Source organism: Salinisphaera dokdonensis CL-ES53 (assembly GCF_040361215.1).
Lineage (GTDB): Bacteria > Pseudomonadota > Gammaproteobacteria > Nevskiales > Salinisphaeraceae > Salinisphaera > Salinisphaera dokdonensis.
The window spans coordinates 12,080-25,737 of sequence record NZ_APND01000007.1; the positions used below are offsets into that span (position 1 = coordinate 12,080).

10 protein-coding genes are annotated in these 13,658 nt (G+C 63.9%); all 10 read right to left on the bottom strand.

The annotated features are described in order from the left end of the window. Positions 1-32: 32 nt before the first annotated feature. Positions 33-3,866 carry a YhdP family protein gene (locus SADO_RS16540; RefSeq protein WP_353113425.1) on the bottom strand — a complete coding sequence of 1,278 codons (3,834 nt, stop codon included), beginning with the start codon at positions 3,864-3,866 and terminating at the stop codon, positions 33-35. A gap of 95 nt (positions 3,867-3,961) precedes the next feature. Continuing rightward, complete coding sequence (locus SADO_RS16545) at positions 3,962-5,461, bottom strand: Rne/Rng family ribonuclease (protein WP_353113427.1); 1,500 nt, start codon at positions 5,459-5,461, stop codon at positions 3,962-3,964. Between the two features lie 126 nt (positions 5,462-5,587). Next, on the bottom strand, positions 5,588-6,079 hold the full coding sequence (gene rlmH / locus SADO_RS16550; RefSeq protein ID WP_353113429.1) for a 23S rRNA (pseudouridine(1915)-N(3))-methyltransferase RlmH: 492 nt from the start codon (positions 6,077-6,079) through the stop codon (positions 5,588-5,590). An 18-nt stretch (positions 6,080-6,097) separates the two neighbouring features. Beyond that, positions 6,098-6,490 (bottom strand): ribosome silencing factor, encoded by a 393-nt coding sequence (gene rsfS, locus SADO_RS16555; RefSeq protein ID WP_353113431.1) that lies wholly within the window; start codon positions 6,488-6,490, stop codon positions 6,098-6,100. Beyond that, complete coding sequence (gene nadD, locus SADO_RS16560; protein ID WP_353113433.1) at positions 6,487-7,152, bottom strand: nicotinate-nucleotide adenylyltransferase; 666 nt, start codon at positions 7,150-7,152, stop codon at positions 6,487-6,489. Before nadD ends, rsfS begins: the two co-directional genes overlap by 4 nt. 40 nt (positions 7,153-7,192) lie before the next feature. After that, on the bottom strand, positions 7,193-8,482 hold the full coding sequence (locus SADO_RS16565; protein ID WP_353113435.1) for a glutamate-5-semialdehyde dehydrogenase: 1,290 nt from the start codon (positions 8,480-8,482) through the stop codon (positions 7,193-7,195). Positions 8,483-8,494: 12 nt separating this feature from the next. Beyond that, the gene (holA, locus tag SADO_RS16570; RefSeq protein ID WP_353113437.1) at positions 8,495-9,535 is read right to left on the bottom strand and encodes a DNA polymerase III subunit delta; all 1,041 of its coding nucleotides are present in this window, start codon (positions 9,533-9,535) and stop codon (positions 8,495-8,497) included. Positions 9,536-9,658: 123 nt separating this feature from the next. Beyond that, entirely contained in the window at positions 9,659-10,444 is a 786-nt protein-coding gene (gene speD, locus SADO_RS16575; RefSeq protein ID WP_353113439.1) for an adenosylmethionine decarboxylase, read from the bottom strand. A gap of 117 nt (positions 10,445-10,561) precedes the next feature. Further along, complete coding sequence (locus tag SADO_RS16580) at positions 10,562-10,981, bottom strand: OsmC family protein (RefSeq protein ID WP_353113441.1); 420 nt, start codon at positions 10,979-10,981, stop codon at positions 10,562-10,564. 141 nt (positions 10,982-11,122) lie between these two features. After that, positions 11,123-13,342 (bottom strand): thrombospondin type 3 repeat-containing protein, encoded by a 2,220-nt coding sequence (locus SADO_RS16585; RefSeq protein WP_353113443.1) that lies wholly within the window; start codon positions 13,340-13,342, stop codon positions 11,123-11,125. Between the last annotated feature and the right edge of the window lie 316 nt (positions 13,343-13,658).

Here is a 13,658-nt window from a genome sequence, read left to right on the forward strand (position 1 = left end):
GCTTCAGGGCCGAAACAATGCCCTTTTCGACGTCATTCCTCGGCCCGAGGTTCCTCGATGCGCGGGTCGTCCCAGCTGCCTTTCAGGGTATACGTGATGCTGGAGAATTTCTGGATCGGTTTCTTGAGCAATTCCTGCATCGCAAACACCGCAGCGCCGACCAGTGGCCCGCCCAGCACGGTGCTGGCGATGGTCACGCCACTGCCCACCTTGGGCGTGATCTGCACCTGTTCGTCGTAGTCGCGGTCGGCGAGGCCGATACGTCCACTCATGACGATTTTCGAAGACGGCGTTTCGATGCGCACGCTGTCGCTGTAGGCATCGCCGTTGTCGATCTTGAAGTTGGCGCGCACCTTGTCGAAGGCCAGCCCTTCGTCGACCACGTCACGGAAGTCCAGCCGCAGTCGTCGCGGCAGCACATAGAGGTTGACGAGCCCGAGCACGCGCGCAGCCCCCGGCTCGACCGCCGTGAACGTGCCGTCGTCGAGTGCGATTTGCACGTCGCCATCCAGTGCGCGCAGGTCGAGGCCAGCCGGATTGGGCGCGATGTCGAGGCGGGCGTGGATACGGGCCGTCTCGGCTCTTACGGTCGAGGCATAGCCCAGCGAGCGCAACAGGCCGGACAGGCCGTGCCCCTCCAGACGGGTCTGGGCGGTGGCGCGGGTCATGCCGTCGTCACGCAACCATTGGCCTGTGGCCCAGCCGGTGAGTGCGCCGTCGCTGAGCTTGAAGCGGTCCAGCTGCCAGCCGTTCGGCAACGCGCTGGCGTTGACCTCGGCGGTGCCGAAATCGATGGCGTCGACAAGCACGTTGCCGACAAAAATATCCAGATGGGGCAGATCCACCGGGCTGACGCCCTCCCACATCACGGTGCTCTCGTCGTCTTCGGCCGGTGCCGGCGGGTCGTCACGGGTCTTCAGCGCCAGCTTGGCGAGATTGCCGGCGATGTTGATATTGCCGCCGCGTGGTTGGGTCCAGGTGACCTGGCCTTGCGTGTTCGGGCCTTCGAAATCGATACGCCAGCCCGGCTGGGCCGACATGGTCTGGGCGCGCAACTGGGCATTCTCGAAATAGCGGTTATCGAGGTTCAGCTCGCCGACCGTCAGATCGCCGCCGGTGAACTCGAGTGCGGAGGCGCTACCGCCGGCAGCGGCCTTGTCCAGCGCCGCCTGAACCTGATCTCGTACGACGGTGAACCAGCCGAGACCATCGGCCGAGTCGGTATGCCCGCCGATCCAGATGCCGTCGACGTCGGGCGCTTCAAGCGTCTCATCGTTGAATATCGCCTGCACCCGCGTGGTCTTGCCGTCGACCAGGCGCACGTCGACGTCGGCGCGCTGGTCGTAGTCGATATCGATCCGCGACGCGTTGCCGGCGATGGTAATCGCCAGCGGCGCGCTTTTGCCGGCCGGCTTCGTGAGCGGGTCGGGAAGGGTCAGGGCCATGCCGGCGAGATCGCTGGTGAGCTTGATATCGGACAGGCCGCCGTCGCGGGCGACTTCGAAAGCGACATCCAGATCCGTTACGCCATTGGCATAGCGTAGCCAGGGTTTGGGGAGATAGCGGCTGACGGCTTCGCCGTCGCGCGGCAGCTCCAGGCGTGCGCGGCTGGTGATGCGCTGGCGGTCGTCGCCGACCGGCTCGAGATCGGTATCCAGCGCGACGCCGAGCATATCGCCTTGCAGGCCCTTCGCATGCAGGCCAGCCGCATCGAATCGCAGACGACCCGTGATGCCGGTAATCGGCCCCGGCAGGGCGTCCTGACGCAGCGTGGCGCCGCGGGCATCGACGGTGCCGGCGACTGCGAGATCGCCCAACCCGGGCTTGAGGGGAATACGCAGATCGAGGGTGAGATCGGCCGGACCGCTGACATCGATGGCCTCGAGCACCTTGTCGAAACGATCGCGCAGCGGCGATTTCGACAGGAAGGACAGCATCTTCTTCGCTTCGCCGTTGCTGGCCTTGCCGTCGATCAGCAGTACGGGTTCGCGCACGTTGGCGACTCGGCCGGTAGCCGGGCCGAGCGCGACGCCAAGCATCGCGGCTTCCGCGACATCGACGCGCAGATCGTCGCCGTCGAGCACGAGCTTGCCGCGGGCATTGTCGAGCGCGGGCCAATCGTCCTTGTAGGTCACGTCCACACCGTGGCCGGTCAACTCCAGCGTAAAGCGTTCGCCTTCGCGCGGGTCTTCGAACGGAAAGCGATCGAGCGCGCCGGCGATCTGTAGGCGTGCGCTGTCGAGCGTGCCGGCCGTGATCGCCTTGGGCAGCCAGTCGCGTAGGCGTTCGTTGGGCAGATCTTCGGCTTGCGGGATGTATTGCAGCAGACGGGCGGCCTCCGGCGCGCTGGCACGGGCGTCGATATCCACCTTCGGCGCGCCGTTGCGTGGCAGGGTCACATTGCCACTGGCCTGAAGCTGGGCTTCGCCGCTGGCTACTTTCAACGTGCGCGCATCGACCTGCCAGCCGATTTCGTTCTCGCGCCAGCTCAACTCGCCGTCGAGATCGTCGAGGGGCAGCTCGCCACGCAGAAAACGCGGCACCGTGAGCGTGCCGCCGGCATTCGAGAAGGTCAGACGGTGAGTATCGGCCTGCTGGTAGTAGCTGCCGGCCAGCGGCCCAACGGTCACGGCCGGGTCGGCGATCGACAGGTCTTTGAAATCGAAGGCGAGGCGGGCCGGCGTATCGGCGCCGATCGCGAAACTCAGATCGTCGACCCGGGCGTCGATCTCGGAACGGGCCAGCCGCTCGAACTTCAGCCGTGCCAGGCGCAGTGCCAGCGGCACCGGTACGTGGCGGGCATCCAGCTGCAGAGATGGCTCATCGATATCCACGGCGCCGGTCAGGGAAAACGCGTCGAGGCCGTCGAGCGCGCCTTCCAGTCGCGACACGACGATACTGAAATCGTCCGGGCCAGCGCCGACTCCGGCGGTCGCTGTCGCCGATTCAAGCATGCCCGCGGCCTTGAGCGTGGTGGATAGCTCGGGCAGCAGCGGCTCGTCGTGGTCGCTGTCGCGGACCGCCGCGAGATCGATATCGGCCTGTGCGGTGGTCAGCCGGCCGTGCCGCCATTGGCCTTCGACGGTGGTCGACAGCTCGCCGCCGGACAGGCGCTCGGAGAGATTCGGGCCGAGCAGCTCGGCGGTGCGCGCGAGCATCAGCGCCTGGACGCCGGACAGGGATAAGGAGAAATCGGCCGTGTCGACGACTGGCAGCGTACCGCTGAAGCGGCCCTCGCCGTCGATGCTTTCGAACCAGTCGGGGCCGTTCGCGCTGGCTTGCCAGTCGTAGCCGTTTTCGCCGTGGACGATCGAAGCGTTGGCTTGCTCGATCACTGCCTGGCCTTCGGGCAGGGCGTCGTCGCGCAGGGTGATACGCGCGTCGTCGACCTGTACCGAATGCATCATCTGCAATGCATCGTTGACGCCACCCCAGTCGAGGGGTTCGTCGCCCGGGCGCGACCAGTGTTCGACCTGCGGCCGGCCGTCTTCGCCGCGACGCAGAGCCAACTCGGGACGCTCGAGCACGAGCCCGTCGGGCAGTCGCTTGCCGTTTATCAGGTCGTTGAAGGAGAAATGCAGGCCGAGGCTGTCGAGAGTGACAGCGGGCTTTTCGCTGCCGCGGCGCACGATGCGTACATCGGCAAGTTCCAGCAGCGGACCTCGCCACTGCCAGCGCAGCTCGATTGCGCCGATATCGATATTCGCATCTATGCGGCCGCCAATGCGCTCGGCCAGTGCCTCGCGGTAGCCGGGCATGAGATGGTCGATCAGACGTACGCCGCCAACCAGTAGACCGGCCAGGATCACCACGCTGGCCAGCGCGATCACGAACGTGCGTTTGATCAGAAGACGGCTGGCGGGCATGGACGTGTGGATCGGCGGTCAGGTAGGCACGTATGGCGCCCGGCGGGCATGCATGAAACACGGGCCGGACGGACGCGCGGCACGAACGCCACAGCTTACATCACCACCAGATCAAACTGTTCCGGCGTATACAGCTGTTCTGCCTGCAGTCTTACCGATAGGCCGGTGTCTGCGCATACGGCGCTGAAGGCGCCCGAGAGCTCGTCGAGCAGCAGGCCGATGATGTCGGGTGCGGCCAGGATCAGCAGTTCTTCGGCGGCCCGGGCATGGGCGAGTCGGCTCATCTCCCGGAATAGCGAGAAGCAGACTGTTTCGCCGGTCTTGATGAAGCCACGGCCATTACAGGCCTCGCAGGCGCTGCACATGAGTTGTTGCAGTGATTCGCGGGTGCGCTTGCGGGTGACCTCGACCAGCCCCAGCGGCGAGATGTCGCCGACGGTGGTCTTGGCCGGGTCGGCATCGAGCGCTTCCTTGAGCGCGGCCAGCACTTGTTCCTTGTGCGCGGAATCGACCATGTCGATGAAGTCGATCACGATAATGCCGCCCAGATTGCGCAGGCGCAGCTGGCGCGCGACCGTATTGGCGGCCTCAATATTGGTGCGTAGCACGGTCTGCTCGAGGCTGCGGGTGCCGACATAGCCGCCGGTGTTCACATCGACTGTGACCATCGCCTCGGTCTGTTCGATGATCAGAAAACCACCGGACTTGAGCGGCACCTTGGGCTGCAGAGCACGCTCGATCGCTTCTTCCACGCCGTATTGAGAGAACAGGGGTATCGGACGGGTGTAGTGCAATGCACGATCGGTGAACTCGGGAGCGAACCGCCGGGTAAAGCCGATCATCTCGCGCCAGGCTTCTTCATCGTCGATTGTTATGGCGGCGACATCCGGCGTGAGCATGTCGCGCAGCATCCGGATCGGCAGCGCGAGATCGCCGTAGAGCAGGCTTTCGGGCTCGACGATGCGGCTCTGCGTCAGGATGTCGTTCCAGACCGTGGCAAGAAAACGCATGTCCGCGGCCAGCGCATGATGCGGGGCGCCATCGCCGACGGTACGCACGATGAAGCCGCCGGTCAGGCCCAGTTCCTCGCGGATACTGTCCACCGTGCTGCTCAACCGTTCGCGCTCGTCCTCGTTCTCGATGCGCGCGGATACGCCGATACGGGGGTTGTAAGGCATGTAGACCAGAAACCGCGACGGGATCGCCAGATCCGTGGTCAGGCGGGCGCCCTTGGTGCTCATCGCATCCTTGGATACCTGCACCAGCACGCGATCGCCCTGGCTCAGACGGTTCTGGATACGCGGGGCGACATCCTGGGTTTCCGCGGTGCGGCGGACCATGTCCGAAATCTGTAGGAAGGCCGCTCGCGGCAGACCGATATCGATGAAGGCGGCCTGCATGCCGGCCAGCACGCGTTGCACCTTGCCGAGATAGATGTTGCCCACCACGCTACCGGTGGCATCGCGCTGAACGTGGATCTCCTGGAGTACGCCGTTCTCGAGATGCGCAGCGCGCGTCTCGCCGGTCGAGACATTGACCAGGATCTCGATACGCGGCTCTTCCGTGCGTGGCATGGCCATGCTGGAGGCGCTCATCGGACGGCGCTCTGCGCCGCGATCACGACCGACAATATTTGCTGATTCAGTGCCATGACTTTGATTGTCGGCGCAGCAGCTGTGCGCCTGCAAGCACTGTGCGCTGGCGTGGTGCGCGGTTTCGGGTCAGCCGCGGTGGTAGGGATGGCCGGTGAGAATGCTGTGTGCGCGAAACAATTGTTCGGCCAGAATCACGCGTACCAGCGGATGCGGCAGCGTCAGCGGCGACAGCGACCAACGCCGATTCGCCCGGGCCAGACTCTCGGGGCCGAGTCCTTCGGGGCCACCGACGAGCAGGGCGCGATCACGGCCATCGGCCATCCATTCGCGCATTTGAGCCGCGAGCTGCTCGGTGGACCAGGGCTTGCCGTCGACCGCTAGCGCGATCACGTCAAGGTCGCCATCGAGGTTGTCGCAGATGCGGCGGTCTTCGTCGGCGATCGCGCGATCTGTGCTGGCGTTTTTGGCTTTGCCCTTACTCTTGCCCTGGCGATTGCCGGGCGTTATCTCGGTAAGATCGAGCCGGCATTCGTGCGGCAGACGCCGTGCGTAGTCGTTGTAGGCAGTGTCCACCCACGCCGGCATGCGCCGGCCCACGGCCAGCAGGCGAATCCGCATATGCGAACCCTGCGCCCGTTAGTGGGCGGTCGGGGTCTCGCCGGTGATCGCGTCCATGTCCCAGAGCTTTTCGAGCTGGTAATAGGCGCGGGTGACCGGCTGCATGATGTGTACGACCACGCCATTGAGGTCGATGAGCACCCATTCGGCTTGGGTCAGCCCTTCGACCCGCGGCTTGATGCCGGCTTCCTTGGCATGGGCGATCACGGTCTCACCGAGACGCTTGACGTGCCGGGCCGAACGGCCGCTGCAAATCACCATGTGATCGGCGATGGTGGTCAACGCGGCCACATCGAGAACCTGGACCGATTCGCCCTTGAGCTCGTCGACGGCTTCGATGGCCAGATCCAGCAGTTTGCTGTTCTGCGTGTTCGTCGTTTTCGCTTTGTCGGATTCGTCTTGTAAATTCATTGACTCGCGGCCGTGGCCGGTTGGGGCTGATAAACGCCTGCATCCATGATGTCGTCGAGTACCGCTGTCGGCAACAGATAACGCGGACTCTGGCCTTCGCCAAGCAGTTCGCGGATATAGCTGGCCGAGATGGCAAGCGGCGGTGGCGTATAGGTGTAGATATGGCCGGCCAGCGTGTCATGCAATACCTGCAGATCGCTGACCGCGCGCTGTTCCAGGGCCTCGAGGGCTTTTGGGTCGAGCTGCGCGTCGATGTCGGGACGATCGATGAGCACGATATGGGCGCTGTCGAAGATGCGCTCCCATTCATGCCATTGCGGCAGTTTCGCAAACACGTCGCGGCCCATGATCAGGCACAGGGGCGTATCCGGCATCTCCGCACGCATCGAGGCCAGCGTGTCCACGGTATAGGACGGGCCGTCGCGCAGCAGTTCGCGGTCGTCCAGACGCAGGCGCGGTTCGGTGCTTACGGCCACACGGATCCATTTTGCCCGCTGGCCGGGTGATGCCGTCGGCGCGCCGCGATGCGGCGGGCGCGCGCAGGGCACCAGGCGCACATGTTCCATGTCGAGTGCGGTGGCCATTTCCATGGCCAGGCGCAGATGGCCGTTATGGACAGGGTCGAAGGTGCCACCCAGGACACCCACCGGACGGTTGTTCATGAGCGTCCTTTATGAAAAACGTGCATCCGCGAGCGCCGATCTAGCGAACGTGGCCGTCGCCGAAGACGACGTACTTCAGTGTGGTCAGGCCTTCCAGGCCCACCGGGCCGCGCGCGTGCAGTTTGTCGGTGGAGATGCCGATCTCGGCACCGAGCCCGTATTCGAAGCCGTCGGCGAAACGGGTGGAGGCGTTGACCATGACCGATGACGAATCGACGGCACGTATGAACGCCCGCGCGCGCGTCACGTTCTCGGTGACGATGGCGTCCGTGTGGTGCGAACCCCAGGTTTCGATATGGTCGATGGCTTCGTCCATGTCATCGACGATCTTCACCGCGAGGATCGGCGCGAGGTATTCCTCGGCCCAGTCCGAATCGTTGGCCGGCTTGATGCTGGGCCCGAGCAGCTTGCGGGTGCGCTCGCAGCCGCGCAGCTCGACGCCCGCTTGGCGCAGGTCCTGGGATAGCGCTTCCAGCACTTTCCCGGCAACGGGTTCCGCGACCAGCAGCGTTTCCATGGTGTTGCAGGTGCCATAGCGCTGGGTCTTGGCGTTCACCGCGATGGCGATCGCCTTCTCGATATCGGCGGCCTCATCGATGAACACATGGCAGACGCCGTCGAGATGCTTGATGACCGGCATCTGCGCGTTCCTGGACACGAACTCGATCAAGCCCTTGCCGCCGCGCGGCACGATCACGTCCACGTAGTCGGGCATGCGCAGCAACGCGCCGACCGCCGCGCGATCGGTGGTCTCGACGACCTGCACTGCATCGGCCGGCAGGCCGGCGTCGGTCAGCCCGCGACTGATGCAGGACGCGATCGCCTGATTGCTGTGGGCGGCTTCCGAGCCACCACGCAGGATCGCGGCATTTCCTGATTTCAGGCACAGCGCCGCGGCGTCGGCAGTCACGTTAGGCCGTGATTCGTAGATGATGCCGATCACGCCCAGCGGCACGCGCATACGGCCGACCTGAATGCCGGAAGGGCGATAGTTCAGATCGGTGATACCGCCCACGGGATCGGCCAGGGCCGCGACCTGACGCAGGCCTTCGGCCATCTGCTCGATGCGCTTTTCATTGAGCTCGAGGCGCTCCAGCAGGGCGGTGTCCAACTCGTCGCGGCCCTCGCGCATGTCGCGGGCGTTGGCCGAGAGAATCGCGCTGCGATTGGCGATCAGCGCTTCCGCGATCGCGAACAATGCGGCGTTCTTGGCCCCCGGCTCGGCGGCGGCCATGGTGCGCGACGCCTTGCGGGCGCGCTTGCCCATGGCCTGCATCTGACGGTCGACGCGGGAATCGTTGTTGTCGCGGTCGCTTAGGTTGGCGCTCATGATCCTTTGAATTCAGGGGCGGTTTGCGAGTATGGCGGATTGACGTACGGGTTTACCCGAAAGTCCGAGGGTCAATGTTATCAGTTCGTCCCAGGCCCGGCCGGCAGCCGCTCCCTTGTTGATCTGGTCGAGCCGGGCCGCGCGACGTAGCAGATCGGCAAGCAGGGCCGGATCTGCCTGGCCGGCTGCTTCGCCAAGCTGGCGCTTGCGCGCGGGCGGCATGAAGATCTTGCCCAGCATCGCGTCCAGCCGGTTGGCGCGCGCCGCGAGCGCGGCCTGATAAAGCATGCGGATCTCGCGAACCAGCGCCCAGGTGATGGGCACGGCGTCCACGCCCTCGGCGCGCAGTCGCGACAAGGTGCGTAGCGCGCCGGCCGCGTCGCCGGCCATGGCCTTGGCCGGCAGGTCGAAGATACCGAAGCGGGTGTGATCGCTGGCGGCAGCCTCGATCTCCGCCGCGCCTATCATTTCATCGGGGTGCAGCAACGCCAGCCGATCGATTTCCTGCGCGGCCGCAAGCAAATTGCCCTCGGTCTGCTCTGCGAGCAGTGCGACTGCATCGCGATTCAAGGTCAGGCCGTTCCCGCGAGCGCGCTGTTCCACCCATTGCACCATGCGTGCGCCAGGCAGCGGCCAGGCGTACATGGCGACCCCGGCCTTCACGATGGCCTTGTACCAGGCGCTCTTGCGCGCACTCGCGGCCAGTGGTGTCGCGATGATGAGAAGCAGGGTCGAGTCCGGAGCGTTCTTGGCGTATTCGGTGATTGCCGCGCTGCCGGGCTTGCCCGGGCCCTTGTCGGTTAGATGCAGTTCGAGCAGGCGCTTGTCGGCGAACAGGGATAGGCTCGCGCCCGCGCTGGCCAGCTGGCCCCAGTCGAAGCCGGGTTCGGCATGCAGCACTTCGCGTTCGTCGAAGCCTTGGGCGCGGGCGGTTGCCCGTAACGCGTCCGCGGCCTCGAGCACCTGTAGCGGCTCGTCGCCGGCCAGCAGGTAGCAACGGGCCAGCGGCTGGTTGTCGAGCTGTCGCTGGAACTGGTCCGCGCGCAATTCCATGGGCGTCTCTTATCGGGTCGGCAAGGCTACTGAAACACGATCAGAACACATCACGCGATAGGACAAGCAATAGACGCGCCGATTGCGCCGGTCGAGGCACGGCGAAACCGTGCAGAGACCTGTTCAGCTCGTGCTGGCGCTACCGTCGCTGGCGAAGTTGCGGCCGTAGAAAATCTCGTTGACCTCGGCCTCGATCCGGTCGGTGAGTTCGGCGGCTTCGGCCTCGGAGAGATCTTCGGCTTTTTCGGCGAACAGATAGTCGTTGAGCGAGAACTCGGTGAGTCGCATCTTCGTATGAAAGATACGCTCGGCGAGCACGTTCACGTCGATCATCTGGTAGCGGTTGCGGATGTCTTCCGGAATGTAATCCTGGATCGAGTTGATCTCGTGATCGATGAAGTGCTTCACACCGTCCACGTCGCGGGTGAAGCCGCGTACGCGATAGTCCATCGAAACCACGTCGGACTCGAAGCTGTGAATCAGATGATCCAGCGCCTTGAGCGGCGAGATCAGGCCGCAGGTCGAGACATCGATATCCGCACGAAACGTGGAGATGCCGTTATCCGGATGGAACTCGGGATACGTGTGGACCGTGATATGACTCTTGTCGAGATGGCCAACCACGGCATCCGGAGTGGGGCCGTCGTAGGCGGCCTCCTCGGCGATCAGAATGGTCACGCTCGCGCCTTCCGGCTCGTAGTCCTGGCGCGCAATATTGAGGATATGCGCGCCGATGATGTCCGAAACCTCGGTCAGGATCTGCGTAAGCCGATCCGCGTTGAACACCTCATCCAGATAGGCGATATACGCTTTTTTCTGCTCGCGCGTACGTGCATGGCAGATGTCGTAGATATTGAACGACAGCGATTTGGTGAGATTGTTGAAGCCGTGCAGGCGCAGTTTATCCATGGCGTATTCGCGATGCGGGCCGATCGAAGGAGCGCAGTATCCGTACCCATGCGCTGGCGTCAAGCATGGTGCCAGCGTGGGGCCGCCTGGCGCCTGGAGCGCCTAGGCGGGCAAGCCTCAGTCCGCGGTCTCGATCGTGTAGTCGTGGGTGAGGTTGACGCTTTCCTGGAGCATGATCGAGGCCGAGCAGTATTTCTCTGCCGACAGCTGGACGGCGCGGGCGACATGTTTGTCGTTAAGGTCGCGGCCAGACACGAAAAACTGCAGGTGGATATCGGTGAACACTTTCGGGTCAGTGCTCGCCCGTGTGCCATCCACCTCGATACGGCAGCCGGTCACATCCTGACGGGATTTCTTGAGGATGTGCATGACATCCATGGCGCTACAGCCACCCACACCGAGAAGAATCATCTCCATGGGGCGAAAACCGGCGTTCTCGCCGCCGATGTCGGGCGGGCCGTCGATGGTCAGCTGGTGGCCGCTGTCTGCGGTGCCGGAGAACTGCAGCTGACCCTGCCAGTCGATCGTTGCCTTCATATTTACTGTCGCGCGTTGATGTGCTCTCGGGATGATGGGGCTGGCGACAGACAAAAAAAGAGGCGCGGTTACCCGCGCCTCCCGGGAGACGCTCCGACTGCCCGGGGGCGGGGCAGGCGGAACGCGTTCTCTCTACTGGCCTCAGCGCAGGCCGAGACCCGAACCGCCTAGCGGCAGCCCGCCAAGCAGGCCACCGAGCAGCCCGTCCAGCGTGCTCTGTAGCTGCGCCAAGACGCCGGTAAGCGGAGAATCATCGCCCAGGTCACCGGGTGAGAAGCCGCTTAGGGCATCCTGAATGGACCCGACCGCATTGTTGAGGTCGGTGGCGTTGCCGCTACTCGGGTCGAAGTCGCTAACGGCCTCGGTGAGCTGCGACACCACGTCGGCCAGTGGTCCCGGCAGCTGTTCGCCGGAACCAGCCAGGTCGCCCAGCGTCGACTGCAGATTGGTGACCGCACTGGTGAGCTGGTCGCCGCCAATACTGCCGCCACTGGCATCCTCGAACGCACTCTGTAGCTGATTGAGTGCGCTAGTCAGCGCCGCGGTTGGATCCTGCTCACCACCGGTGAGTCCTGACAGGGTGGACTCAAGCTGGGTCTGGAGCGAGGTCAGCGCCTGCGTCAGCGCATTGTCGCCACCCACTTCGCCCGGCGTGAAGCCGCTCAGCGCGTTCTGGAGGCGCTGAGCGACTTCCTGGACCGAGTCGGCGTCCGGACCCTGGCCGGGTTCCAGGCCAGGGAGGGTCCCTTGCAAGGTCTCGAGAACCATGGCCAACGGCTCCGGCACGTCGGTGTCGCCGTTGGACGGGTCGAACTGGCCGAGAGCAGTCATCAGTTGGGACAGAACACCCTGCAGTTCATCACTGCCGGCATCGCCACCGAGCGACTGCAGCTGTGTGGTGAAGTCGGAGACCGCCTGTTGCAAAGCAGCAGCCGGATCCTCGCCATCACCCAGTCCGGTCAGCGCGCCCTGCAGTTGTGCCAGGGCCATCAGGAGGGCGTTGTCGTCACCGTCTCCGCCCGGCACACCGCCAGCCAGCGCATCCTGGAGCTGGTCGACGAGGTCCTGCGGGGCGGGGGCGTCGGGCGTATCGCCTGGCGCGAAGCCGGTGAGTACCGATTGCAGGCTCGATAGCGTGTTGTTCAGCGCAGTCGAGATGCTGGTGTTCTCGCCGGTGAGGTTGAGTTCCTCGATGGAGTCGACGAGATCGGTCACGACCGTGTTCAGCTCGTCGGCCACCGGGTTATCGGTGCCGATGCTGGTCAGAGCGTTCGTGAGCTGGCTTACGCCGCTGGTCACGGCCGCGGTGGCGTCGTCATCCGTACCATCGCCCGCGCCATCCGGAACCGTGCCGTTCTGGACACAGGCCGAATACACGTCGAGGTTGGATACGGCGTTCACGGCACCGTTGAGCTCAATCTGGATGGAGTCGAACGTTTCTGGCGCGGTGACCAGTAACAGCTGGCGTGCGTTGTCGCCGATCAGTCCCAGTAGATCGAGATTGAGAACGCCGGTGTCGCCAGAGTTGGCGACCTCTGTGTCCCCGTCGAATAGCGTGATTTCGGCGTTGCGGATCACATCGAGCGTAAGGATGTTGTCTGGGCGCGAAACCACGAAGCCCACGCGACGGTTGCCGCTGAAGGACTGCGAGCTGTCGCTGACGCGCAGGAAGCTCGCGCCGCCGAGAGCGCCCACGGTGGTGTTCATGCGCGCGGCGTTGTCGAGATTGTCATCGATGACGTTCTCATCGCCATCGACGCCGCACAGTAGGCAGATACCGTTCGAGCCGCTGTCGATCGAGATATTGCTCGAGCCGTCGGCGTTTGCCAACGGTGTGTAGGGCGAATCGGTCCCGAAGCTGCAGGCCGTCTGGTCGACGTCGCTACCGGGATCGCAGACATCGCCAATGCCGTCGTTGTCGGCATCCGCCTGATCCGGATTCGGCGTGGTCGGACAGTTATCGTCGTCGTCCGGAATGCCGTCATTGTCGGCATCGTTGTCGCCGTTGCCCTCGTCCTCGTCGCAGGCATCGCCGATGCCGTCGCCGTCGCTGTCGGTCTGGTCCGGATTCGATACCAGCGGGCAGTTGTCGACATCGTCGGCGATATCGTCGTCGTCATCGTCGTTGTCGCAGACGTCGCCGATGCCGTCGCCGTCGGTGTCCAGTTGGTCCGGGTTGGCAGCCGTCGGACAGTTGTCTTCATCGTCGGGAACGCCGTCGTCGTCGCTGTCGTCCCCGTTATCGTTCTGGCTGCCGTTGTCATTGCCCAGCGGCAGATTGATGTCCTCGTCTCCGCTGCATCCCGCCAGAGCCAGTACCAGGCTCAGTAGCAGGAGCGCGAAAAGATGTTTCGCCCTCATGGTGTGTCTCCCTCGTAGTTGATCGGCTCGCCGCATTGGCCTCAGCGAGCTCTGGGACGATGAGAGCATTCGTTGACAAAAATTGTCACACTAGATCGTGCATTATTTAATAGAGTGTCAAATAAGCGACGCAAACCTATACGTGGCGACTACACGTGTAGCGCCAGGCGAAACCGACTAATCGCTTGATAAAAAACAATAATTAAAAATATCAAGCACGTGGAATGCCGATTAGGCGAGCTTCGAGCACGAGAAATGAAACATGGTTTCATTCAAAAAAATGACGTCTAATGTCATTTTAATGGCGGCAGTGCCG